This window comes from Mycobacterium branderi (assembly GCF_010728725.1).
GTDB classification, from domain to species: domain Bacteria; phylum Actinomycetota; class Actinomycetes; order Mycobacteriales; family Mycobacteriaceae; genus Mycobacterium; species Mycobacterium branderi.
This window is the reverse complement of the sequence record NZ_AP022606.1, coordinates 412,320-435,362: the sequence shown is the minus strand read 5'-3', so window position 1 is coordinate 435,362 and position 23,043 is coordinate 412,320. Positions and strand designations below refer to the sequence as shown.

General features: G+C 67.5%; 20 protein-coding genes. 11 read left to right on the top strand and 9 right to left on the bottom strand.

Features of this window, described 5'->3' with window-relative positions; all coding sequences use genetic code 11:
- Positions 1–47 precede the first annotated feature (47 nt).
- Together G6N47_RS02410 and G6N47_RS02405 are read right to left on the bottom strand one after the other, a co-directional pair.
- Positions 48–2,048, bottom strand: a complete 2,001-nt coding sequence (locus G6N47_RS02410) for an SDR family oxidoreductase (RefSeq protein WP_083130040.1) — start codon at positions 2,046–2,048, stop codon at positions 48–50.
- Positions 2,049–2,112: 64 nt separating this feature from the next.
- Positions 2,113–2,817: a histidine phosphatase family protein gene (locus G6N47_RS02405; protein ID WP_083130039.1), complete on the bottom strand. Its 705-nt coding sequence runs from the start codon at positions 2,815–2,817 to the stop codon at positions 2,113–2,115.
- Between the two features lie 77 nt (positions 2,818–2,894).
- Between G6N47_RS02405 and G6N47_RS02400 the strand changes: the two genes are divergently transcribed.
- Positions 2,895–3,767, top strand: coding sequence for a MaoC/PaaZ C-terminal domain-containing protein (locus G6N47_RS02400; protein ID WP_083130038.1), 873 nt, complete (start codon positions 2,895–2,897; stop codon positions 3,765–3,767).
- 29 nt (positions 3,768–3,796) lie between these two features.
- Entirely contained in the window at positions 3,797–3,970 is a 174-nt protein-coding gene (locus G6N47_RS02395; protein WP_163659447.1) for a hypothetical protein, read from the top strand.
- Between the two features lies 1 nt (position 3,971).
- On the opposite strand, the gene G6N47_RS02390 is transcribed toward G6N47_RS02395, so the two are convergent.
- Positions 3,972–5,132 carry a serine hydrolase domain-containing protein gene (locus G6N47_RS02390; RefSeq protein WP_083130037.1) on the bottom strand — a complete coding sequence of 387 codons (1,161 nt, stop codon included), beginning with the start codon at positions 5,130–5,132 and terminating at the stop codon, positions 3,972–3,974.
- Positions 5,129–6,235, bottom strand: a complete 1,107-nt coding sequence (gene otsB, locus G6N47_RS02385; protein ID WP_083130036.1) for a trehalose-phosphatase — start codon at positions 6,233–6,235, stop codon at positions 5,129–5,131. The genes G6N47_RS02390 and otsB overlap by 4 nt, the downstream gene beginning before the upstream one ends.
- A 50-nt stretch (positions 6,236–6,285) precedes the next feature.
- Here otsB and G6N47_RS02380 point away from each other — a divergent pair, with 50 nt between their 5' ends.
- Positions 6,286–7,152 (top strand): universal stress protein, encoded by an 867-nt coding sequence (locus G6N47_RS02380; protein ID WP_083130035.1) that lies wholly within the window; start codon positions 6,286–6,288, stop codon positions 7,150–7,152.
- On the opposite strand, the gene G6N47_RS02375 is transcribed toward G6N47_RS02380, so the two are convergent.
- Positions 7,153–8,541, bottom strand: a complete 1,389-nt coding sequence (locus G6N47_RS02375) for a WS/DGAT/MGAT family O-acyltransferase (RefSeq protein ID WP_083130034.1) — start codon at positions 8,539–8,541, stop codon at positions 7,153–7,155.
- Between the two features lie 197 nt (positions 8,542–8,738).
- On the opposite strand from G6N47_RS02375, the gene G6N47_RS02370 reads away from it, so the two are divergent.
- Complete coding sequence (locus G6N47_RS02370; RefSeq protein WP_083130033.1) at positions 8,739–12,020, top strand: error-prone DNA polymerase; 3,282 nt, start codon at positions 8,739–8,741, stop codon at positions 12,018–12,020.
- A gap of 75 nt (positions 12,021–12,095) precedes the next feature.
- The gene (locus G6N47_RS02365; protein WP_083130032.1) at positions 12,096–12,737 is read left to right on the top strand and encodes a nitroreductase family protein; all 642 of its coding nucleotides are present in this window, start codon (positions 12,096–12,098) and stop codon (positions 12,735–12,737) included.
- Positions 12,738–12,740: 3 nt separating this feature from the next.
- Here G6N47_RS02365 and G6N47_RS02360 read toward each other — a convergent pair whose 3' ends face one another.
- Positions 12,741–13,202 (bottom strand): tRNA (cytidine(34)-2'-O)-methyltransferase, encoded by a 462-nt coding sequence (locus tag G6N47_RS02360; RefSeq protein ID WP_083130031.1) that lies wholly within the window; start codon positions 13,200–13,202, stop codon positions 12,741–12,743.
- Positions 13,203–13,455: 253 nt separating this feature from the next.
- Between G6N47_RS02360 and G6N47_RS02355 the strand changes: the two genes are divergently transcribed.
- The 4 genes from G6N47_RS02355 to G6N47_RS02340 are packed head-to-tail and all read left to right on the top strand — an operon-like array spanning position 13,456 to position 17,537.
- Positions 13,456–16,173, top strand: a complete 2,718-nt coding sequence (locus G6N47_RS02355) for an ATP-binding protein (RefSeq protein ID WP_083130030.1) — start codon at positions 13,456–13,458, stop codon at positions 16,171–16,173.
- Complete coding sequence (locus G6N47_RS02350) at positions 16,170–16,586, top strand: roadblock/LC7 domain-containing protein (protein ID WP_083130029.1); 417 nt, start codon at positions 16,170–16,172, stop codon at positions 16,584–16,586. Before G6N47_RS02355 ends, G6N47_RS02350 begins: the two co-directional genes overlap by 4 nt.
- Before the next feature lie 17 nt (positions 16,587–16,603).
- Positions 16,604–16,975 (top strand): DUF742 domain-containing protein, encoded by a 372-nt coding sequence (locus G6N47_RS02345; RefSeq protein ID WP_083130028.1) that lies wholly within the window; start codon positions 16,604–16,606, stop codon positions 16,973–16,975.
- Positions 16,956–17,537, top strand: a complete 582-nt coding sequence (locus G6N47_RS02340) for a GTP-binding protein (RefSeq protein WP_045374643.1) — start codon at positions 16,956–16,958, stop codon at positions 17,535–17,537. Before G6N47_RS02345 ends, G6N47_RS02340 begins: the two co-directional genes overlap by 20 nt.
- 3 nt (positions 17,538–17,540) lie before the next feature.
- Here G6N47_RS02340 and G6N47_RS02335 read toward each other — a convergent pair whose 3' ends face one another.
- Positions 17,541–20,147 (bottom strand): ATP-binding cassette domain-containing protein, encoded by a 2,607-nt coding sequence (locus tag G6N47_RS02335; protein WP_083130027.1) that lies wholly within the window; start codon positions 20,145–20,147, stop codon positions 17,541–17,543.
- Positions 20,148–20,220: 73 nt separating this feature from the next.
- Positions 20,221–21,408 carry an NADH:flavin oxidoreductase gene (locus tag G6N47_RS02330; protein ID WP_083130026.1) on the bottom strand — a complete coding sequence of 396 codons (1,188 nt, stop codon included), beginning with the start codon at positions 21,406–21,408 and terminating at the stop codon, positions 20,221–20,223.
- Between the two features lie 39 nt (positions 21,409–21,447).
- Here G6N47_RS02330 and G6N47_RS02325 point away from each other — a divergent pair, with 39 nt between their 5' ends.
- A complete protein-coding gene (locus G6N47_RS02325) occupies positions 21,448–22,296 on the top strand; it encodes a bifunctional methylenetetrahydrofolate dehydrogenase/methenyltetrahydrofolate cyclohydrolase (protein ID WP_083130487.1) in 849 nt (282 codons plus the stop codon).
- Positions 22,293–22,574, top strand: a complete 282-nt coding sequence (locus tag G6N47_RS02320) for a DUF3017 domain-containing protein (protein ID WP_083130025.1) — start codon at positions 22,293–22,295, stop codon at positions 22,572–22,574. The genes G6N47_RS02325 and G6N47_RS02320 overlap by 4 nt, the downstream gene beginning before the upstream one ends.
- On the opposite strand, the gene G6N47_RS02315 is transcribed toward G6N47_RS02320, so the two are convergent.
- Entirely contained in the window at positions 22,571–22,942 is a 372-nt protein-coding gene (locus G6N47_RS02315; RefSeq protein ID WP_083130024.1) for a DUF732 domain-containing protein, read from the bottom strand. The two genes, G6N47_RS02320 and G6N47_RS02315, sit on opposite strands and share 4 nt — an antisense overlap.
- Positions 22,943–23,043: the final 101 nt, after the last annotated feature.

Here is a 23,043-nt window from a genome sequence, read left to right as displayed (position 1 = left end):
CGCACACGCCCGTCGCGGCCAACAGCTCAGCGGTCACGCCAAGAGGATTACCAATGCACCCCGGGTACCAAACGCACCGCCCGCCGGACCGGCCGGGGCACCCGCACGCGAGTGACGGCGCGCACCGGGCGCTTCGGCCGCCGCTGCGACGACGGCTGCGGGGCAACAGAATCCGCGGGCTCGATACCCAGCGCGGCCGGCGAATCCGGGTAGCCGAGATAGAGCTGGTGCAGGATCCGCCGCGACAACTTGGGCGTGAAGTAGTGGCCGGCCTCGGCCAGCGTGCCCAGCGGCGTGTCGATGCGCGCCGGCTTCTCGATCAGACCGCGCACCACCATGGCCGCCGCGTGCTCGGGGCTGATCGCGCGCATCGGGTTGAGCCGCCGCGACGGCGCGATCATCGGGGTGGCCACCAGCGGCATGTGGATGTTGGTGAACGTGATGTGGTCCGACAGCGTCTCGGACGACACCACCTCGGCGAACGCGTCCAGCGCCGCCTTGGACGGCAGATACGAGCTGTACTTGGGGCTGCGGGCCTGCACCCCGGCGCTGGACACGTTGACGACGTGACCGAACCGCCGCTCCCGCCAGTGCGGCAACAACGCCAGCACCATCCGCACCGCGCCGAAGTAGTTGACTGCCATCACCCGCTCGTAGTCGTGCAGGCGGTCAACGGAATTGACCACCGAGCGGCGAATCGAACGGCCCGCGTTGTTGACCAGATAGTCGACATGGTCGAACCGGCCCAAAATGTCCTTGACGGTGTGCTCCACCGACGCGGAATCGGTGACGTCGCAGGTGAACGCGTAGGCCTGACCGCCCGCGGCGCGGATCTCGGCGACCAGATCGTCGAGCGCCTCACCGTTGCGGGCCAGGGCGAACACCGTCGCGCCCCGCTCGGCAACCGCGATTGCCGATGCCCGGCCGATGCCGCTGGACGCGCCCGTGATGATCACGTGCTTGCCGACCAGCGGGCCGGCCGGATCGCTGCGCCGCGCCCGGTCCGGGTCCAGGTGCTCGGCCCAGTACCGCCACAGCTTCGGTGCGTAGGACGTGAACTCCGGCACGTCGATTCCGCTGCCGCGCAACGCTTTCCGCGTCTCGTCGGATACGAAGGTGGGTGCCAGGTCGACGACGTCGAGTACTTCGCCGGGTATGCCGAGTTGGGTGGCCGCCATGTTGCGCCACACCTTGGCTCGGCCGCGCACCTTGAGCACCGGCGCTGCCACCGACCGCGGCAGCGATCCGCGCAGCGGCGGCAGGCCCGCCTCGGCGGCGACACCACGGTAAATGCCGCGCAGCCCAATGGTTTTCGGGGCCGTCAAGTGGAACGTCTGGCCGTCGCGACCCTCCGCATGCATCAGCCACACCAGCGCGTCGACAACATAGTCGACCGGCACGATGTTGGTGCGCCCGGTGTCGGGCAACATGATCGGGGTGAACCGGGGCAACACGGCCAGCCGAGCCAAGACCGGAAAGAAGTAGTAGGGGCCGTCGATCTTGTCCATCTCGCCGGTGCGTGAATCGCCGACCACCACCGCGGGCCGGTACACGCGATACCGCAACCCGGACGCCGAGCGCACCAGCTGCTCGGCTTCGAACTTGGTCTGGTGATACGGCGTCGGCAGCTCCTGGCCCACGTCGAAATCGGCTTCGGTGTACTCGCCGCGGAAGTTGCCGGCCACCGCGATCGACGACACGTGGTGCAGCGTCGCATCGAGCCGGCGTGCCAGCTCGATCACCGCGCGGGTGCCGTCGACGTTGGCGGCGCGCTGCTCGGCGTCGGAGGCGGTGATGTCGTAGACAGCCGCGCAGTGCACGACGTGCTCGACGTCCGCCGGGAGCGCTTCATCGCTCAGTTCGAGGTCTGGCAATTCGCCGACCAGCGGCTTTGCCCGTTCACCCCACTCGGCTGCCAGCCGTTCGAAGCGGCCGACCGACCCGCGGCGGACCAGCACCCATACCTCGGCTTCGGGCGCAGCAGCCAGCAGGCGTGACACGACGCGGCGCCCGATAAACCCGGTACCGCCGGTAACGACATAACGCATGCATGCAATCGTGACCGCTGGTACCGGTAATCGTCAATGCCCTGTGACGTGATCGTCTACCGGGTTAGTAGTTGAAGTCGCGGATGCCGTCCCAGTCCACCAGCGTCCACCCCGTCCCGGGGCTACCGGTGACCACGACGCGGCCGGTATTGGGCAGTGGGTGGGTCTTGGCCAGGCTGTCGTTGGGGTTCTTGACGTTCATCAACGTCCAGTACGCGATCGCGGTGCCGTGGGAGAACGCGATCGGTTTGTTGTTGCCGCTGTCGTAGATCTTTTGGACGGCGGCCGTGAACTGGTCGTTGAACTGTTTTCCGCTGATCGAGCCCGGGATGGCGTCCTGAATGTCGCCGTTCAGCCAATCCGCGGGTGCCAGCAGATAGGTGAGGTCGGCCCGCTTCTTCGGGGTGCCCTGATACCAGCCGGCGTCGATTTCTCGCAACCCGGGCAGGATCTGGACGTGTTCGTGGAGTTGTCTGGCCAATGGCGCGGCGGTCTGCTCGGCGCGGGTCATGTTCGAGGCGTACACGCCGTCGTATTTGTTGCGGGCAAGCTGGCGGGCGAGCTGTTCGGCCTGACCCTCGCCTTGCTCGGTGAGCCCCGGTCCCGGCACGTCGGTGTCGATGATCTCCGCCGCGTTGGCCTCGGACTCGGCGTGCCGGACGAAGGTCAGGGTGATCGTGCGCACGTGCGGTGTTCCCGAGCAGGCGCTGATGACAACGGCGGCGACGAGTGCGGCCGCCACCTTCCAGATGTAGCTGCGGTTGCGCATGGCGATAGCCTGCCTTGTCAGGGGCCTCGACGTGGCGGGTTTGCCAAGGTTGGGGCGAAGAGAGATTAGGAGACCGCATGGCGATCGACCCGAAGGCCGTGGGCGCGACGACCGAGCCGATGCTGTTCGAGTGGACCGACCGCGACACCATGCTCTACGCGCTCGGTGTGGGCTGTGGGACCGAGGATCTGTCGTTCACCACCGAGAACAGCCACGGCATCACCCAGCAAGTGTTGCCCACCTATGCGGTGATCTGTTGCCCCGCGTTCGGGGCGGCCGGGAAGATCGGAACGTTCAACTGGGCCATGCTCTTACACGGTTCGCAGGGCATTCGCCTGCACCAGCCGCTGCCGCCCGCCGGCAAGCTGTCGGTGGTCACCGAGGTGGCCGACATCCAGGACAAGGGCGAAGGCAAGAACGCCGTCGTCATGCTGCGCGGCCGCGGCACCGACCCCGATTCGGGGACCCTGGTCGCCGAGACGCTCACGACGCTCGTCATCCGGGGCGCAGGTGGCTTCGGCGGCGAGCCGGGTCAGCGTCCCGTCGCGCCGGAAATCCCCGACCGCGAGCCCGACGCCCGAATCCCCTTGCCCACCCGGGAAGATCAGCCGCTGATCTATCGGCTCTCCGGCGACCGCAACCCGCTGCACAGCGACCCGTGGTTCGCCCGCGAGCTGGCAGGCTTCCCCAAGCCGATCATGCACGGGCTGTGCACGTACGGAGTGTCCGGCCGCGCGCTGGTCGCCGAGCTCGGCAAGGGCGACGCGGCCGCGATCACCGCGATTAGCGCACGGTTCACCAAGCCGGTCTTTCCGGGGGAGACGCTGACCACCTTGATCTGGCGCACCGAACCCGGCAAGGCGGTGTTCCAGACCGAGGCTGCTGGCGCCGACGGCAGCGACGCGCGGCTGGTGCTCGAGGACGGCGCGGTGGAATACACCGAGGTTTAACGAGGCCGCCATTGCGGCACTCTGCGGCCATGGCGTTCAAACTCACCTACAGCGACGGTCAAGAGACCGACTACGACGACGACACCAAGTGGGAAGTCGACAACGGCGTCCTGAAGATGGGCCGCGAGGCCGGCAAGTGGACGGTGCTGCTCTCGCCCAGTCACTGGGCCACCCTGGAAATAGCGCAAGACGACGAGAGCTGAGTTAGCGCTCCGGCGGGGCGTCGTTGGGGGCCAGCTCGGCGCCGATCTTCCGGAACAGGCCGTCGGCCTCGTTGCGGTAGTTGCCCTGGTCGTCAAACGCGTTGGAGTCGTAGGTGACTGCAACGGCGATCGCGATCTTCTGCGACGGCAGGTAGCCCTCGACGGCGGACTCGCCGGCGAACGTCGTATGTTGCAGCAGCCACTTACCGGAGACGACGATTCCCAATCCGTAGCCGTGATCCGGTGTCACCATCGCCTTGTACGACTCGGGCGAGAGCAGCTTGCCCGAGCCGATGCCCACCGCGGTGGCCTCCAGGTCGTAGACGTTGGTGGTCTGGACCGCACCGCGGGGCATCGTCCAGGACGGGTTCCAGAACGTGGCGTCTTCGTAAAACGGTGTGCCGGCGGGAATCTTGAGCGCTCGGCGACGCTCCGAGCTGAACGCGTGCAGGGTTGGCACCGGAATCTGCGGCGTGTACGAGTTGGCAGTGTTGATCAGCGCGAGAGGCACAAGTACCTTGTCGCCCAACAGCTTCGGCAACTCGGTGCCGGTGGCCTTTTCCAGCGCCATGCCGAGCAGCACGTAATTGGTGCGGGCGTAGTTCCAATCGGTGCCCGGTTCGTAGAGCAACGGCTTGTGCACCGCATACCCGAGCAGTTCTTCGGGTTTCCACTGCCGGAACGGGTCTGCGTCGCGGGCCGCTTCGAAATCGGCATGCACGTAGTCCTGGTAGCCCGAAGTCATGTGCGCGAGCTGGCCCAGTGTTACCCGGTCGGCGTTGGGGATGTCGGAGAGCCAAGTGGACAGCTTGTCCTCGAGGTGCAGCTTCTTCTCGTCGACCAGTTTGAGTAGCAGCGTCGAGACGTAGGACATCGCGACGTCGCCGTTGCGCAAGAACATGCTCGTCGTCGCGGGCACGCCGGTCATCGACTCGCCGAGCGCCTGGGTGACGATCTCCTTGCCGTCCACTGTGACCCGGACGAGCGCGGCTTTCAGATGAGCCTGCGTCATCGTGTCGCGGACGACCTTCAGCACCGCCTGGGCCTTGGCCGGATCGACCGACGACGGGGGAGCGGGAGCCTGGCTCTTCGACGTGCAGCCCGTCGCGACCACAGCAACCGCGCACAGCACGGAACCCAACCGCCGGAAGAATGTCGTCATCGATGGTGTCCTATCTGGCCTGCCAGTTGCTCGGTGAATGCGACGACGCGGGCCGGGCTGTCCAGCGCATAGTGCGCCGCGGTGGCGCGATCCCCATCTTCGGTGTGGCGCACGACGATTCCGATGCCGTCGTCGTGCACCGCGTCGAACGCATCCTCGTCGGTGATGTCGTCCCCGAGATAGATCGGTAGCACAGGGTCGCGTGCGACGTCGCGGACGTGGTCGAGCACCCAGCGCAGCGTTCTTCCCTTGTCCCAGTCGACGTTTGGGCGAAGCTCGATGACCTCCCGGCCGGTGGTCACCCGCAGCCCGGTGTGCTGACCGGCCGCGCGGACCGCCGCGGTCACCGCGCCTACCTGGTCCCGTGCGGCGTTACGGTAATGCACGGCCACGCCAAATCGCTTGTGTTCCACCGCAACACCGGTGATCCGGTGCAGCTGATCGCGTAACTGTCCGGCGGCCTGCTCCAGCACCGGGATTGCGGCCGCCGCCGCCTCGTTTTGGTGGTGTTCGCCGTCGGGTCCGGTCAGCTCGAAACCGTGGCTGCCCGCATACCAGATACCCGGCAGGCCGATCCGCCGCCGGACATCGGCAAGGTCGCGACCGGACAGGATCGCGACCGGGCAGCGCGCCGTCAGCGATGTGAGCGCGTCGGCCGCGCCGTCGGCGAGCCGGGCCGAGGCGGGGTCGTCGACGATCTCCGACAGCGTCCCGTCGAAGTCGAAGAACACCGCGGGTTGTCGCGAGGCCATCAGGTCGAGGGCCGCAGCGGCGTCGGGCAGCTCCGACATACGGCGATCCCCGGTGCGCACCTGCACGTCGCGCAGATCGGCGACCACCGCGTCGGCGCCGCGGCGGCGCAACTCGTCGCCCGATCCCGTCGCGTCGACCCCGATCACCAGCGCGAATCCGCCGGCCCGAGCTTTCGCGACGCCATCCGCGGTGGCGGTGATGACCGCACAGCGGCCCGGCCGCACCGCCGCCCCGATCCGCTCGGCCCCGACACCGGCGTCGCGCAGTTGCTCGGTCAACGCGTCGGTCGACGGATCGTTCACGTCGAACAGCACCGCGTCGTGACGGCGCGGGTCGATGATGACCGACATGCCAATGACATTAGGTGCGCCGGCGAATTAGCGTGGGAGCAGGTGAGGAGATGCGTGGCGGAATTGTGGTCGGTGTCGACGGATCACCGTCGTCGAAGGTGGCGGTGGACTGGGCGGCACACGATGCGGCGATGCGTGGCGTTCCGCTCAGCTTGGTCCATGTGCTCGCCCCGCCCGTCGTGATGACGTTCCCCGAGACCCCGATGCCGCCCGGGTATATGCAATGGCAGGAGGAGCAGGGCCAGCGCCATCTGCAGGACGCGTTCGCGATCGTCGAGCAGGGCACGGCCGACCCGCCGCAGGTCGACGCCGAGACCGTGGTCGGACACACCGTCCCTACGTTGGTGGACCTGAGCAAAGAAGCCGCGATGATCGTCGTCGGCTGCCGCGGGCATGGCTGGTTGCGGCGCACGCTGCTGGGGTCGGTCAGTGCCAACCTGGTCCGGCATGCGCATTGCCCGGTGGCGGTCATCCATGACGAAGACCCGGCGGCTCACCCTGTCGGCTCCCCGGTCGTCGTGGGTGTCGACGGTTCGCCGGTCTCCGATGCGGCGACGGCGCTGGCGTTCGAGGAAGCGTCGTTGCGGGACGTGGAGCTCGTCGCGGTCTACGCCTGGCGCGACACGGGCGTGTTCGACGTGCCGGGAATCGACCTCGCCACGATGCAGGCCGACGGCGAGCGGGTGCTGGCCGAGCAGATGGCGGGCTGGCAGGAGCGCTACCCCGATGTGTCGGTGCGGCGGGTGGTCGTGGGTGATCGGCCGGCCGACCAGCTGATCGAGCAGTCGCACTCGGCGCAGCTGGTTGTCGTGGGCAGCCACGGCCGGGGCGGCTTCGCGGGGATGCTGCTGGGGTCGGTCAGCCTGGCGGTCGTGCAGGCCTCGCGCACGCCGGTGATCGTGGCCCGACGAAGCTGATCACTTGGCGAAGAGCAAGACGGAGTCCTGGCTGAGCATTGCCAAACGCGCTACGGCCGTTTCGATGCCGTTGGCGAGTGTTTCGATATCGGCTCCAGCGTCGTAGTCGGTGGTGATGCCGAACACCAGGTCGTCGGCATAGCTCAAAACCGCGACACCCGTGCGCAATCGCAGCGCGATCGGTGGAATCGGCAGCAGCCGCGCTACCTGGTGGCCCATCATCTCTAACTGGCGGCGCGGTCCCGGGACATTGGTCGCCAGCGTCACGATGCCGCGTTGTGGCAGCCGGGTGAGGATCCGAATCAGCCACGACGACAACATGAACGGGACGTAGTCGGCCGCCGAAGATACCACGTTGGCGGCTTGGCGCTGCCCGCCGTGTTTGGTGCGGGCCAATCGGCTGTGTACGGCCCGCAATTGCTGGATCGGGTCATCCTGTTCGACAGGAAGATAGGGCAGCATGATCGAGATGCGATTGCCGGGCTCCTCGAGCGTGTCCGTGGAGCGCACCGATGCCGGTACCAGGGTTCGCAATGAGTCCACACGGGGCTGCTCGCCGCGATGCAGCAATACCGATCGGAAGCCTGCTGTAATCGCCGTGAGCGCAACGTCGTTGATGGTCACGTCGAATTTTCGGCGTATCTGTTCGACGTCGGCGAGGGGGACGCGAACCGCGCGGTAACGCCGCATTGCCGTGACCGGGCCTACCAGCGACGAGCCGGCGGATGGTCGGATCAAGCCGCCTGCAATTTCTGCGGCGCCGCTGGCGGTCCGCACCGCTGTATCGGCAATGCGGGCGATCGTTCGCCAGAAATCGTCAATCGGGTTGCTGCGCGGTGCAATATCAGGCACAGGTTTCAGATATGGCCGTGCGACAGGGGTCCGCTTGGCGGCTACGGGCCGAGCGAACGCATCACCGCCGACGTCATCGCACAGCCGGGTGAGGATGCGGGTCGCCGATATTCCATCGGCCACGCAGTGATGGATCTTCATCAGCACTGCCCAGCGATTGCCCTTCAGACCCTCGATGACCCAGCATTCCCATAGTGGGCGGTTCCGGTCCAAGCGGCGCTCCAAGATGTCGGCGGCAACCCGGTAGAGCTCGGCGTCACCGCCGGGTCGGGGAAGCGCAACTCGGCGCAGGTGATGGTTGACGTCGAAACCCGGATCGTCGACCCACTGCGGAGCGCCGACGTCGAACGGCTGGGTTCTCAGCATCTGAGTGCACCGGGGGATCGCTCTAATCCGTTGTGCAAGCGTATCTTTGAACTGATCGCGATTCGGTGCTGCGCCGTCGACAATGGCGATCCCGCCGATCGCCAGGCTGACGTTGCGGTCCGAATCTTCCGCCATCAGGAAACTCGCATCCAGCGTCTTGAGTTGCTCCACGACTCATCACCGCCGTTCGGTCCTTGGCACTTCGTACGAGTATCCGCTGTGGCCGCGGGCGGGAGGTGGCCGCGGGATTAAATCACGTAAACAACTGGGGTCGGTTGTGTGGCAATGCAGTTCACGAAACTTCACAGGTGTTTTGAGGGTTACGGCCGCTGTAGCTATTCGAACAAAGATTCGATATACTCGCCCGGGTGGGCTGGGGTAATGGCCCGCCGAGCTGGGCGGAAATGGAGCGGGTGCTCGACGGCAAGCCGCGTCGCCCCGGCGCGTCTTCTGGACCACCCGACGACGGCCCGTGGTCGCGCAAGCGCGGAAAGTACCAGCCGCCCGGCGACAGGCAGACGGTTCGCTCGTCGGTCCCGTATGCCGAGTTGCACGCGCATTCGGCGTACAGCTTTCTCGACGGGGCCAGCACGCCGGAGGAGCTGGTGGAGGAGGCGGTGCGGCTGGATCTGCGCGCCATTGCGCTGACCGACCACAACGGCCTGTACGGGGCGGTGCGGTTCGCCGAGGCCGCCGCGGAATTGGACATGGCCACCGTGTTCGGTGCCGAGTTGTCCTTAGGGTCCGGCGCCCGCACCGAGGCGCCCGATCCGCCGGGCCCGCATCTGCTGGTGCTGGCCCGCGGAGCGGAAGGCTATCGGCGGTTGTCGCGACAGCTGGCCGCCGCGCACCTGGCCGGCGGCGAGAAGGGTAAGCCGCGCTTCGATTTCGACGCGTTGACCGAGGCGGCGGGCGGGCACTGGCACATCCTGACCGGATGCCGCAAAGGTCATGTGCGGCAAGCACTTTACACTCAAGGACCGGAAGCCGCCGCCGACGCGCTGGCCGATCTGGTGGACCGGTTCGGCGCCCACCGGGTCAGCATTGAGCTGACCCACCATGGCCAGCCGCTCGACGACGAACGCAACGTCACGTTGGCGGCACTGGCGCCGCGATTCGGCGTCAGCGTGGTCGCCACCACCGGCGCGCATTTCGCCGAGCCGTCGCGTGCTCGGCTGGCGATGGCGATGGGCGCAATCCGGGCCCGGCAATCCCTGGACGACGCCGCCGGATGGCTTGCCCCGCTGGGAGGTTCGCACTTGCGCTCGGGTGAGGAGATGGCCCGGCTGTTCGCCTGGCATCCCCAGGCGGTGAGTGCCGCGGCCGAACTCGGCGAGCAGTGCGCGTTCGGCCTGGCACTGATCGCCCCGCAGCTGCCGCCCTTCGACGTGCCGCCCGGGCACACGGAAGACAGCTGGCTGCGCGAGCTGACTCTGGCTGGCGCCCGCAATCGCTACGGCCCGCCGTCTCAGGCGCGAAAGGCCTATGCGCAGATCGAGCACGAGCTGAAAGTCATTGAGCAACTGAAGTTCCCGGGCTATTTCCTGGTGGTGCACGACATCACCCGGTTCTGCCACGAAAACAATATCTTGTGTCAGGGCCGCGGCTCGGCGGCCAACTCGGCGGTCTGCTATGCGCTCGGTGTCACCGCCGTCGACCCGGTGGCCAACGAGTTGCTGTTCGAGCGCTTCCTGTCGCCGGTGCGTGACGGGCCGCCCGACATCGACATCGACATCGAGTCGGATCAGCGCGAAAAGGTCATCCAGTACGTCTACGACAAATACGGTCGCGACTATGCCGCGCAGGTCGCCAACGTCATCACCTATCGAGGGCGAATCGCGGTGCGCGACATGGCCCGTGCACTCGGGTTTTCGCAAGGCCAGCAGGACGCGTGGAGTAAGCAGATCAGCCGCTGGAACGGGTTGGCCGATTCGCCGGATGTGGAAGATATCCCCGAGCAGGTGATCGACCTGGCCACCCAGATCGCCAACCTGCCGCGGCACATGGGTATTCACTCCGGTGGCATGGTGATCTGCGACCGCCCGATCGCCGACGTGTGCCCGGTGGAGTGGGCCCGGATGGAAAACCGCAGCGTGTTGCAGTGGGACAAAGACGACTGTGCGGCAATCGGTTTGGTGAAGTTCGACCTGCTCGGACTCGGCATGCTCTCTGCGCTGCACTATGCGATCGACCTGGTGGCCGAACACAAGGGCATCGAGGTGGACCTGGCCAAGCTGGACCTGACAGAGCCCGCGGTCTACGAGATGCTGGCCCGCGCCGATTCCGTCGGGGTGTTCCAGGTGGAGTCGCGGGCGCAGATGGCCACCCTGCCGAGACTTAAGCCCCGCAAGTTCTACGACCTGGTGGTGGAGGTCGCGCTGATCCGTCCCGGGCCCATCCAGGGCGGCTCGGTGCACCCGTACATCCGGCGGCGCAACGAAATCGACCCGGTTGTCTACGACCACCCGTCGATGGAGACGGCGTTGCGGAAAACCCTTGGCGTGCCGCTGTTTCAGGAGCAGCTGATGCAGCTCGCGGTGGACTGCGCCGGGTTTTCCGCCGCCGAGGCCGACCAGCTGCGGCGCGCCATGGGCTCCAAGCGCTCGGCCGAACGGATGCGACGGCTGCGCGGCCGGTTCTACGACGGCATGCGCGCACTGCACGGCGCACCCGACGAGGTGATCGACCGGGTGTACGAAAAGCTGGAAGCCTTCGCAAATTTCGGCTTTCCGGAAAGCCACGCGCTGAGCTTCGCGTCGCTGGTGTTCTACTCGTCGTGGTTCAAGCTGCACCACCCGGCGGCGTTCTGCGCGGCGCTGCTGCGCGCCCAGCCGATGGGCTTCTACTCGCCGCAGTCGCTGGTGGCCGACGCCCGCCGGCACGGTGTGGCGGTACACGGGCCCGACGTCAACGCCAGCCTGGCCCACGCCACCTTGGAAGATGGGGGGAACGCCGTCAGATTAGGGCTGGGCAGTGTCCGCCATATCGGCGACGACCTGGCCGAGAAACTGGTCGAGGAGCGAAAAGCCAACGGGCCGTTCATGTCTCTGCTGGATTTGACGGCCCGGGTGCAGCTCTCGGTGCCGCAGACCGAGGCGCTGGCCACCGCCGGTGCGCTGGCCTGCTTCGGGATGTCGCGGCGGGAAGCGCTGTGGGCGGCGGGGGCGGCGGCCACTCAACGGCCGGACCGGCTACCCGGGGTGGGCTCGTCGTCGCACATCCCGGAACTGCCGGGGATGAGCGAACTGGAGCTGGCCGCCGCCGACGTGTGGGCCACCGGCGTCTCCCCGGACAGCTACCCGACGCAGTTCCTGCGCGAGGACTTAGACGCCATGGGGGTGATCCCCGCCGAAAAGCTGTCCAGCGTTCCCGACGGCGACCGGGTGCTGATCGCGGGGGCGGTAACCCATCGGCAGCGGCCGGCGACGGCGCAGGGAGTGACGTTTGTCAACCTCGAAGACGAGACGGGGATGGTCAACGTGCTCTGCACGCCGGGAGTGTGGGCGCGGCATCGCAAGCTGGCGCAGACGGCGTCGGCGCTACTGGTTCGCGGTCAGGTCCAAAACGCCAGCGGCGCAGTCACTGTCGTGGCCGAGCGGTTGGGCAAGCTCACCTTAAGAATGGCCTCGAAGTCCCGCGATTTCCGCTAGCCGTCGAGTGTGAAACGTACGACACGACACGCCCAAACCGCGTCGTGAAATTCACGTTCGCGGCAAGATGAGGCCATGTCCCTGAATTTGTCCTTCGACGAAGTCCTCACCACTACCCGCTCGGTCCGCAAACGCCTCGACCTGGAAAAGCCGGTGCCGCGCGAGGTGCTGATGGAATGCCTCGAATTGGCCTTACAGGCGCCGACCGGTTCCAACGCCCAGGGCTGGCAGTGGGTCTTCGTCGATGACCCCGACAAGAAGAAGGCGCTGGCCGATATCTATCGCGCCAACGCGACCGCATACCTCGACCTGCCCAAGCCCAAGTACGGCGATAGTCGCGACGAACGCCGGCCGCTGGTGTACGAGTCGGCCAAGTATCTCAACGAGCACTTCCACGAGGTGCCGGTCATGCTCGTCCCGTGTCTGCAAGGGCGACCGGACAATTCGCCCGCCGGCATGAGCGCGTCGTTCTGGGGATCGCTACTGCCCGCGGTGTGGAGCTTCATGCTGGCGTTGCGCTCGCGCGGGCTGGGTTCGGCGTGGACGACGCTGCATCTGGTCGGCGACGGTGAGAAGCAGGCCGCCGAGGTGCTCGGCATTCCCTTCGACGAGTACAGCCAGGGCGGGCTGTTCCCGATCGCTTACACCAAGGGCACCGACTTCAAGCCGGCCAAGCGACTGCCCGCCGAGCAGGTCACGCACTGGAACAGCTGGTAAACCTCAAGCTCCGGCAAAGCCGTGCTGCCGCCACGCCTCGTAGACGGCGACGGTGGCAGCATTCGAGAGGTTCAGTGACCGTCGTCCGGCCAGCATCGGGATGCGCACCCGCTCGGTGATGTGCGCGTCGGCCAGCGTCGCCGCATCCAGTCCGGTGGGCTCCGGCCCGAACATCAACACGTCGCCGGCCTGATAAGCCACGTCGGTGAACAACGTCGTCGCATGCGAGGTGAACGCAAACACTCGCCGCGGCGACAACGCGTGCCACGCCGCATCCAACGACGCGTGCACGGTGACCGACGCCAGGTCGTGATAGTCGAGCCCGGCCCGGCGCAGCTTGGGTTCGGACAGGTCGAAGCCCAACGGCTCAACCAGGTGGAGCTCAGCGCCGGTCGCCGCCGCGGTCCGGATCGCATTGCCGGTGTTAGGCGCTATCCGCGGCGAGTAAAACAGCAGCCGGAACATCTGACGATCATCGCAGTTGTCCGTCACCAATTTGCTCAGCTATCCTTTGCGGCGTCTGGCACGGTCCGGCGAACTCTGTCTGTTCAGTAAGAATTGTGGTCAGTGCGGCCGCAGGCTGTCATACTCGTCGAATTGCCAGGCGCATATCGCTCGCCCGTCTGCCCTGAGCGCGGGTGCAATAAGCAGGAAGCCTTATGAACGACGCGCGAACACTGCATATCAGCGGAGCGGTCGGTAGCACGACCGCGGTCCGATGACCCTGTTTGCCCGCCCGACTCGGGCGGTGTCGCCGGCTATAGACGAAACCCCGGAAACCACTGCTCCGGTTAAACGGCCGCCGACATGGTCGCTGCGAAATTGGCCGGTCCGATGGAAAGTCGTCGCGATTGTCGCGGTGCCACTGATACTGGCAATGGTTTTCGGTGGATTGCGCATCTATGGCGCGCTGAACGAGGCCAGCGAACTGCGATTGGCCGCCGACCGCGCCGAAGTGGTTCCGGCCATTACCAAATACATGTCGGCGCTCGACGTGGCGTTGTTGTCGGCGTCCAACGGTGGTGATGCCGAGGGCGCGAAGAAAAACTACGAGGCCCGCAAATTCGAGCTGCAGTCGCGGCTGGCGGACACCGACGTGGCCGCCGACGTGCGCAACGGCGTCGGCGTCCTGCTCAATGGCGGCCAGGCATTGCTGGACAAGGTCGCGTCGAACAGCATCGGTTTGCGCGACCGGGTGACCGGCTATGCGCCGATCCTGCTGACCGCCGAGAACGCCATCGACGGGTCCGTCCGCGTCGACAACGAGAAGATTCGGGCCGCCGCGCAGGGGCTGAGCCGGGCGATCGGGGCCCGCGGCCAGATGATGATGCAGCAACTATTGGTGACCCGCGGCGGGGACCTGCCCGAGCCGGAGCTGCGCACCTCGATGATGACCCTGGCCGGCACCGAGCCGTCGACGCTGTTCGGGATGGCCGAGGTGCTCGGCGTCGGCTCACCGGAGGCCAAGAAGCTGCAGCAGCAGATGGTGACGCGGATGGCGGTCATGTCCGACCCGGCCAGCCTGCTGGTCAACAACCCGGCGTTGCTGCGCTCGATCCAGACCACCGACGCGATCGCCGCGCAAATCATCAAGGACACCACCTCGTCGGTGACCAAGGCAGTCGAGGATCGCGCCAACGATCGGCGCGACGCCGCGATCCGCGACACCGTGCTGGTGCTGGCGGCCATCGTGGCCGCGCTGGTGATCGTGCTGCTGGTGGCGCGCTCGCTGATCCAGCCGCTGCGGGTGCTGCGCGACGGCGCGCTCAAGGTCGCCCACGAAGACCTCGAGCGTGAGATCGCCCGGGTACGCGCCGGCGACGAGCGGGCCCCGGAGCCGCTGCCGGTCTACACCAGCGAGGAGATCGGCCAGGTGGCGCACGCGGTCGACGAGCTGCACACGCAGGCGCTGCTGCTGGCCGGCGACGAGGCCCGGCTGCGGCTGCTGGTCAACGACATGTTCGAAACCATGTCGCGGCGCAACCGCTCGCTGGTCGACCAACAGCTGTCGCTGATCGACCGGCTGGAACGCAACGAGCAGGACCCCGAGCGGCTGGACAGCCTGTTCCGGCTGGACCACCTGGCCGCCCGGATGCGCCGCATCGGCGCCAACCTGCTGGTGCTGGCCGGCGCGCAGACCTCCCGGGGCGACCAGCGCGCACCGCAGTCACTCTCGACGCTGATCAACGCCGCCACCTCGGAGGTCGAGGACTACCGCCGGGTCGAGACGCCGACCGTGCCCGACAGCACCGTCCTCGGCACCGCTGCCGGCGACATCGTCCACCTGCTCGCCGAGCTGATCGACAACGCGCTGCGTTATTCGCCGCCGATGTCACCGGTCCGGGTGTCGGCGACGCGGCGCAACGACGGTGGGGTGCTCATCCAGGTCGTCGACGCCGGCCTGGGCATGACCGACGGAGACCGGCGCATCGCCAACATGCGGCTGCGCGCCGGCGGCGAGGTCACCCCGGACAACGCGCGCCACATGGGCCTGTTCGTGGTTGGCCGGCTGGCCGACCGGCACGGGATTCGGGTCCGGCTGCGCAATTCCTCGCGCGACGGGCACCGTCCGGGCACGACGGCCGAGGTGTATCTGCCGCCGGCGGTGCTGGTGGGCGCCGACTACGTCGGGCCGCGACCGGCTCCGGCGCAGGGGCGGATGGCCACGGTCGAGGAGGCGGTGGCCGCCGCGGACTACGACGACTCCGCCGAGTTCGCCGCCCCGCCCGAACCCGCCGAGCGCAACGGGTCGCACCCGCCCGAAGCACCGGCCAGCTTGTTGCCGCGGCGCACCCCCGGCTCCAGCGGCATCACCGGCGCGCCGGCGCGTCCGGCCGAACCCCCGGAGCAGCAGTGGTGGGGCGAGCAGGAGCAGCCTACCGAAGCGCCTGCGGCACAACCGGTTTCGAATACGTCGTCGTTCTTCTCGCGGCCCCGGGTCGAGGCGTCGGAACCCCAGGAGGCCGACGAATACTGGCCGACCGAGGCCGCCGCGCCGGTCAGCCAGCCGGCCGAGCCCGAGGACCTGATCTATCAGCGGATGCTTTCCGAGTGGCTGGTCGACCCGCACGAGCTGGCCCACAGTGCCGACCTGGACTGGCAGACGGTGTGGGACCGCGGCTGGTCGGCGGCCGCCGAGGCCGAGAGCCTGCCGGTCTCCACGCACACCGACACGGGCCTGCCGGTGCGCGAACCCGGCGCGCGCCTGGTACCCGGCGGGGCAATGCCCGAGCCGGCCGGCGACCGTGTCAACGGCGCAGCGCACCACCGGGCCGACGAGGGCAACGGGGTAGCATCGAACGGCGGATTTGGTGCCGGTCGGCACCAAGCCCCGGACCCCGAAGCGATCCGCGCTTCCATCAGCAGCCACTTCGGCGGTGTGCGGGCCGGACGGTCGCACGCCCGCGAGAGTAATCAAGGACCTGATCACGAATGAGCTATCCGTCACGCCAGTCCCACGACAACTCGCTGGACTGGCTGGTGTCGAACTTCGCCCGCGAAGTGCCCGGGGTGTCACATGCGGTGCTGGTGTCCGTCGACGGGCTGCTGATGGCCGCCAGTGAGCATCTGCCGCGCGAGCGGGCCGACCAGCTGGCCGCGGTGGCATCCGGCCTTGCCAGCCTGGCCACCGGCGCCGCGCAGCTGTTCGACGGCGGCCAGGTGCTGCAGTCGGTGGTGGAAATGCAGAACGGCTATCTGCTGCTGATGCGCGTCGGCGACGGCTCGCATCTGGCCACGCTGGCCGCGACGTCGTGCGATATCGGCCAGATCGGATACGAAATGGCGGTCCTTGTCGAACGGGTGGGCGGCGTCGTGCAGTCGTCCCGGCGAGCCCCGCAACCCTCGTGAAGCACTCGTGAGCCGCGATGGAAAGACCCGAGCCGCCGCCCGCAACTGAAGCGAGCCTTGTCCGCCCGTACACCCTCACGGCCGGACGGACCGACACCACCGTCGACCTGCCCATGGAGGCGCCGGTGCAGACGCTGCAGTCGGCGCTGTTTCACAAATGGCCTGCCAGTGACTTGCGAGGCAAGATCGTCCAGCTGTGCATCAAAAGTCCGTCGGTCGCCGAGATCTCGGCCCGGCTGGATTTGCCGCTGGGGGTTACGCGCGTCCTGGTCGGCGACTTGGTGACTTCGGGCTACCTTCAGGTGAGCCGGACTTTGACTGAGCGTTCGACCCGCGATGAACGCCGCGAACTCATAGGAAGGACGCTGCGTGGCTTACGAGCGCTCTGAGACGCGGGAGACCGCCTCGACGAAGATCGTCATCGCGGGCGGGTTCGGCGCCGGCAAGACGACCTTTGTGGGCGCGGTGTCGGAAATCATGCCGCTGCGCACCGAGGCGATGGTCACCGATGCGTCCGCCGGGGTGGACATGCTCGAGGCCACCCCCGACAAGCGGACCACCACGGTGGCAATGGACTTCGGCCGGATCACCCTCTATGAGGATCTGGTGCTCTATCTGTTCGGCACGCCGGGGCAGCGGCGCTTCTGGTTCATGTGGGACGACCTGGTGCGCGGCGCCATCGGCGCGATCATCCTGGTCGACTGCCGTCGTCTGCAGGACAGCTTCGCCGCCGTCGACTTCTTCGAGCATCGCAACCTGCCGTTCCTGATCGCGGTCAACGAATTCGAGGGCGCCCCAAGGTATCCCGTTGCCGAGGTGCGCAAGGCGCTGACGTTGCCCGAGCACATCCCGATCATCAACATCGATGCCCGCGATCGCCGGTCGGCCACCGACGCGCTGATCGCCATCAGCGAATACGCGCTGGCAACCCTGGAACCGGCCGGCGGCTGAGGGCTATTTCCGCTTGAGCCGGATGTGCCAGCGGATGTAAACGGTGTAGGCGATCGACAACGCCGCCAGCATCGCCATGTCGATCACGTAGATGTGCTTGGTGTGTTGCCACCAGCGGTCGTTGGTCGGGATTTGCGGGACTTTAACCAGGCTCGGGAAGTCGATCGACGACGCCCCGGCGGCGAATCCCCACCGTCCCGGCGTGACAAAGGACAGCTGGTTGAGCCCGAACCGGCCGGTGACCGGGATCCCCATCCCGCCGCAGAGCACCAGCTGCGACATGATCGACACCACCAGCAGCGGCATGATCTGCTCGTTGGATTGGGCGAGCGCCGACAGCAGCAGGCCGAGCATAGCCGACGCGACACAGGTTGCCGCGACGGTCAGGAAGAGCGAGAACGTCGAATTGTCGAAAAACGGCGGATGCGCGGTGGGCGCCCCCTTGCCGAGTCTGACGATGATGGTCGCAATCGCTGCCTGGATGGTCGCGAAAATGGAGAAGACGACGACCTTGGCCAGCAGGTAGGCCGTGGTGGACAGGCCCACCGCCTGTTCCCGGCGGAAGATCGGGCGCTCGCCGATCAGGTCACGGATCGTCAGCGCGGTGCCCATGAAGACAGCCCCGATGCAGAGCAGCACCATGATGTACTGGGGCTCGGTGGGTGCGGGCCCCTGTGGGTCGGCGACACCGAGTCCCGGTTTTGGCCCTTTCACGGTCAGCGCCAACGCGCCCATCAGGAACGGCAATACCGCCAGGAACACCGTGTAGCCACGGTCGGAAAGGACGAGCCGGACCTGCCGTCGGGCGATCGTGGACAGCTGGCGCAACCTGTCGGTGTGCACCGGCTCGCCCAAGTCCCCGGGCTCGGTGGTGGTGGCTCGCAGCGGCTGTTCGGGACGCCGGCCCTCCCGCTCCATGAAGCGCCGGTTGGCCTCGTCGGGGTCCGCGCCCACGCTGGCGAAGATTTCCGCCCAGTTCCGGGTACCAAAGGCCGATTCGACTTGGCTGGGCGGACCGCAGAACGCCGTCTTTCCGCCGGGGGCCACCAGCAAGATCTGGTCGCACACGTCGAGGTAGGACACGGAGTGGGTGACGACCAGCACGGTGCGGCCGGCGTCGGCCAGCTGCCGCAGCATCAACATGACCTGGCGGTCCAGCGCCGGGTCAAGGCCGGAGGTCGGCTCGTCGAGCAGCAGCAGCGACGGCTGGGTGAGCAGCTCCAGCGCGACCGACGCGCGTTTGCGCTGGCCGCCGGAGAGTTTGTCCACGCGGGTGTCGGCCTGCTTGGTCAGGTCGAGCTCCTCGAGCACCCCGGCTACCACCTGGGCGCGTTCTTCTTTGCTGGTGTCCGGCGGGAGCCGCAGCTCGGCGGCATAGCCGAGCGCCTGGTTGACCGTCAGCTGGCGGTGCACGACGTCGTCCTGCGGGACCATGCCGATCCGGCTGCGCATGGTCGCGTACTCGCGATGGATGTCGTGCCCTTCGAACAGGATCGTGCCCTGGCTGGGTCGGGTGTAGCCGGCGATCAGCCGCGACAGCGTGGTCTTGCCGGCGCCGGATCCGCCGATGATCGCGGTCAGCGTGCCGGGCCGAGCCGTCAGCGAGATGTTGTCGATCAGCTGCTTGCCGTCGACCTTGAAGTGCACGCCGTTGACCTCGAGACCGCCGGTCCGCGTCGCGGCCTCGGTCTGGCGGACCAGGGTGCCGTCGGTGAAGACCAGGTCGACGTTGCCGATCGTGACCACGTCGCCCTCGTTGAGCACCGCGGACCCGACCCGCACGCCGTTGACGAACGTTCCGTTGATGCTGCGTGCGTCGCGGATCTCGGTGCCCAGTGGCGATGGCACGAGGAACGCGTGATGGCGCGACGCCAGCACGTCCTGGATGACGATGTCGTTGTCGGTCGCGCGGCCGATGGTCAGCGACCCGCTCGGCTTCTCCGGCGTCGCGGCCGACGGGCGCAAGACCTGGATCATTTTGGTCGCCAGGTTGCCCACCTCGGGCGGCTTGGCTTGGGCGGGAGCCATCCGGGTCTGTGGCTGAACGCTCGGAGGCGGCGGGGGGCTGCTTGGATATGCCGCCGCCGGTCGCTGTCCGCCGCTGGGCGGATACATCGGCTGTGGCGGCGCCGGCGCGGTATGCGGGTGGCTGCCCGGGGGGTGGGGACGCATCGGGGCCGGCTGCGACGGCCACGACCCGCCCGGCTGGCGCGCCGGCTGCGGGTGCGACGGGCGGGGGGCCGCGGACGGTTGCACGACGCGCATCGACGCGGTTCGCGGTGGCCGGCCGGCCATTCCGGCATGCCGCCCGACTTCGAAGGTCAGCCGCGGCCCGTCGGGATTGCCGATGTTGATGCTCTGGCCGTCGTGGATGTCGACGACGGGCACGCGGCGGCCGTTGACGAAGGTGCCGTTCAGCGAACCGTTGTCGATCGCCAGCCACCGGCCCTGGTCGAAGCGCAGCAACAGATGCGCACGCGAAATCAGCGGGTGGGTGATGCGCATGTCGGCGCGAAGGTCGCGTCCGACAACCACGTCATGGCCCGGTGCGAACGTGCGTTGGGATCCGTCATACCGAACCGTCAGCGCCGGCGGTGCTGCTTGACTCATCGAGACAACTGTAGCTGGTTGGTTCACCGAACCGACTGTATCCATTGTGGCGCAGTCGGGTTTGACGCGGCCGTCACGCAGCGCTGTCCGGTGCGCCGGTGACGACGCAGCGGGTGCGGCTGTAGATCGTCGGCATGCAGCGGTTGCAGTGGATGCACGCCGAGCGCACGTCGCGCTCGTCGCGAATCCGGTTGACCAGATCCGGCTCGGCCAGCAACGCACGGGCCATCGCGACGAAGTCGAAGCCCTCGGCCATCGCCAGCTCCATCGACTCGCGGTTGGTGATGCCGCCGAGCAGGATCAGCGGCATGGTCAGCTCGGCGCGAAACAACCGGGCATCGCGCAGCAGATAGGCGTCGCGGTAGGGGTATTCACGCAGGAACTTGTGGCCGGTCATCCGGATACCCCAGCGCAGCGGCGGCTTGAACGCACCGGCGAACTCCTTGACCGGCGCATCGCCGCGAAACAGATACATCGGGTTGACCAGCGAACTGCCCGCGGTCAACTCGATGGCGTCCAGCCCGCCGTCGTCCTGCAGCCATCTGGCGGTGGTCAGCGCCTCCTCGACAGTGATACCCCCGCGCACGCCGTCGGCCATGTTGAGTTTGGCGGTGACGGCGATCTGGCCCTCGACGGCGCGGCGCACGGCCTGGACCAGCCCGCGGGCGACCTTGGCGCGGTTCTCCAGCGATCCGCCGAATTCGTCGTCGCGGCGGTTGATCAGCGGGCTGAGAAATGAACTCGCCAAATAGTTGTGGCCCAAATGGATTTCGACTGCGTCGAATCCGGCGTCGATCGCCAGCTTCGCCGCGGTGGCGTGGGCGGCGATGACGTGGTCGATGTCGTCGCGGGTGGCCTTGCGGGCGAACCGCATCCCGATCGGATTGAAGAACCGCACCGGCGCCAGCGCGGTGGCCTTGTTGGAGCGGGCGTCGGCCACCGGCCCGGCGTGGCCGATCTGCGCGCTGACCGCCGCGCCTTCGGCGTGCACGGCGTCGGTGAGCCGGCGCAGCCCGGCAACGGCTTCCGGCCGCATCCAAATCTGGTCGCCCGACGTGCGACCGCCGGGGGAGACCGCGCAGTAGGCCACCGTCGTCATTCCGACACCGCCGGCCGCCGGCAGCCGGTGGTATTCGATCAGGTCGTCGGTCACCAGCGCGTCGGGTGTGCGGGCCTCGAACGTCGCGGCCTTGATGATGCGGTTGCGCAGCGTCAGCGGACCGAGCTTGGCCGGGGCGAACACGTCCGGGGCGGCAGACATACGGGCAGCGTACTTATGCGCCGTGACACACTGTCAGGCGTGGGTGCGATCACGCTAGACGGCAAGGCGACACGCGACGAGATCTTCGTCGACCTCAAGCAAAGAGTGGCCGCCCTGACCGCGCAAGGCCGCACACCAGGGCTGGGCACCATTCTGGTCGGCGACGATCCCGGGTCACAAGCCTACGTTCGCGGCAAACACGCCGACTGCGCCAAGGTCGGCATCACCTCGATCCGCCGCGACCTGCCCGCCGACATCAGCCAGGCCAAGCTCGACGAGACCATCGACGAGCTCAACAACAACCCGGAGTGCACCGGCTACATCGTGCAGTTGCCGCTGCCCAAGCATCTTGACGAGAACGCCGCCCTGGAACGCGTCGATCCGGGTAAGGACGCCGACGGGCTGCATCCGACCAATCTGGGCCGGCTGGTACTGAACACGCCGGGCCCGCTGCCATGCACCCCTCGCGGCATCGTGCACCTGCTGCGCCGCTACGACGTCGAGATCGCCGGGGCGCACGTGGTGGTGATCGGCCGCGGTGTGACGGTGGGCCGGCCGTTGGGCCTGCTGCTCACCCGTCGCTCCGAGAATGCCACAGTGACGTTGTGCCACACCGCAACTCGTGATCTGGCCAAGTTGACTCGTCAAGCCGACATCGTCGTGGCCGGTGTGGGCGTGCCGCACCTGTTGACCGCCGACATGGTGCGCCCGGGCGCGGCCGTCGTCGACGTCGGCGTCAGCCGCACCGACGACGGCTTGGTCGGTGACGTGCACCCGGACGTGTGGGAGGTGGCCGGTCACGTGTCGCCGAATCCCGGCGGGGTTGGCCCGCTGACCCGGGCATTTCTGCTGACCAATGTCGTCGAACTGGCCGAGGCCACCCGGTGAGTCTGCGCGCACGGTTGCAGGCGCAGTGGCCGATCCTCTCGGTCGGGCTGATCTTCGTGGCGGCATTCACGTTGGCGGGCTTGAACTTCTGGCGCCGCGGCGCGCTGCTGATCGGTATCGGGGTGGGGGCGGCCGCCGTGCTGCGGTTGGTGCTATCCGACGACCGCGCGGGTCTTCTGGTGGTGCGCAGCAAGGGAATTGACTTCGCGACGACGGCGGTGGTGGCGACGGCGATGGTCTACATCGCGTCGACGATCGACCCGCTGGGCACGCGTTAGATATTGGGCATCCCCGGCACCTGCGGCAGATTCGGCATCTGGCCGTTGGCGATCGACGCCATCATCGACGGGCAATACATGGAAATGGCGATGCTGGTGAACATCTGCGCCATGGCCGGCGACATGCCGTTGTGGCCGACCACGCTCGACGCGGCGGAAGCGAATGATCCGCCCGGCTGCGACAGCATCGGACAAATCGACTGGCCGAGTGCGGCCGTGCCCGCCGGGTCCTGATAGTTGACCCCGGCGCCGCCCAGCGCCGAAAGAAATGACTCGTCGATCGAATCCGCTTGCGCCGGCGCCGCGATGGCCGCAGCCGCCGCAAGCAGGCCGGCGGCAGCTGCTGGTGATGTCCAATTGCGACGCATGTCGCGCTCCTCATCTGTTAGGGGTTCCAACGAACACTGAGTCACCCGCATCACGTCTACGACACGGCGAGGTAAAGGTTCGCCTACGGTTGGCCCGACAC

Bases quoted from the DNA above. Each gene is read 5' to 3' on its own strand.
- G6N47_RS02410 (WP_083130040.1), bottom strand. From the start codon at position 2,048: ATGCGTTATGTCGTTACCGGCGGTACCGGGTTTATCGGGCGCCGCGTC.
- G6N47_RS02405 (WP_083130039.1), bottom strand. From the start codon at position 2,817: ATGCGCAACCGCAGCTACATCTGGAAGGTGGCGGCCGCACTCGTCGCC.
- G6N47_RS02400 (WP_083130038.1), top strand. From the start codon at position 2,895: ATGGCGATCGACCCGAAGGCCGTGGGCGCGACGACCGAGCCGATGCTG.
- G6N47_RS02395 (WP_163659447.1), top strand. From the start codon at position 3,797: ATGGCGTTCAAACTCACCTACAGCGACGGTCAAGAGACCGACTACGAC.
- G6N47_RS02390 (WP_083130037.1), bottom strand. From the start codon at position 5,132: ATGACGACATTCTTCCGGCGGTTGGGTTCCGTGCTGTGCGCGGTTGCT.
- otsB (WP_083130036.1), bottom strand. From the start codon at position 6,235: ATGTCGGTCATCATCGACCCGCGCCGTCACGACGCGGTGCTGTTCGAC.
- G6N47_RS02380 (WP_083130035.1), top strand. From the start codon at position 6,286: ATGCGTGGCGGAATTGTGGTCGGTGTCGACGGATCACCGTCGTCGAAG.
- G6N47_RS02365 (WP_083130032.1), top strand. From the start codon at position 12,096: ATGTCCCTGAATTTGTCCTTCGACGAAGTCCTCACCACTACCCGCTCG.
- G6N47_RS02360 (WP_083130031.1), bottom strand. From the start codon at position 13,202: ATGTTCCGGCTGCTGTTTTACTCGCCGCGGATAGCGCCTAACACCGGC.
- G6N47_RS02355 (WP_083130030.1), top strand. From the start codon at position 13,456: ATGACCCTGTTTGCCCGCCCGACTCGGGCGGTGTCGCCGGCTATAGAC.
- G6N47_RS02350 (WP_083130029.1), top strand. From the start codon at position 16,170: ATGAGCTATCCGTCACGCCAGTCCCACGACAACTCGCTGGACTGGCTG.
- G6N47_RS02345 (WP_083130028.1), top strand. From the start codon at position 16,604: ATGGAAAGACCCGAGCCGCCGCCCGCAACTGAAGCGAGCCTTGTCCGC.
- G6N47_RS02335 (WP_083130027.1), bottom strand. From the start codon at position 20,147: ATGAGTCAAGCAGCACCGCCGGCGCTGACGGTTCGGTATGACGGATCC.
- G6N47_RS02330 (WP_083130026.1), bottom strand. From the start codon at position 21,408: ATGTCTGCCGCCCCGGACGTGTTCGCCCCGGCCAAGCTCGGTCCGCTG.
- G6N47_RS02315 (WP_083130024.1), bottom strand. From the start codon at position 22,942: ATGCGTCGCAATTGGACATCACCAGCAGCTGCCGCCGGCCTGCTTGCG.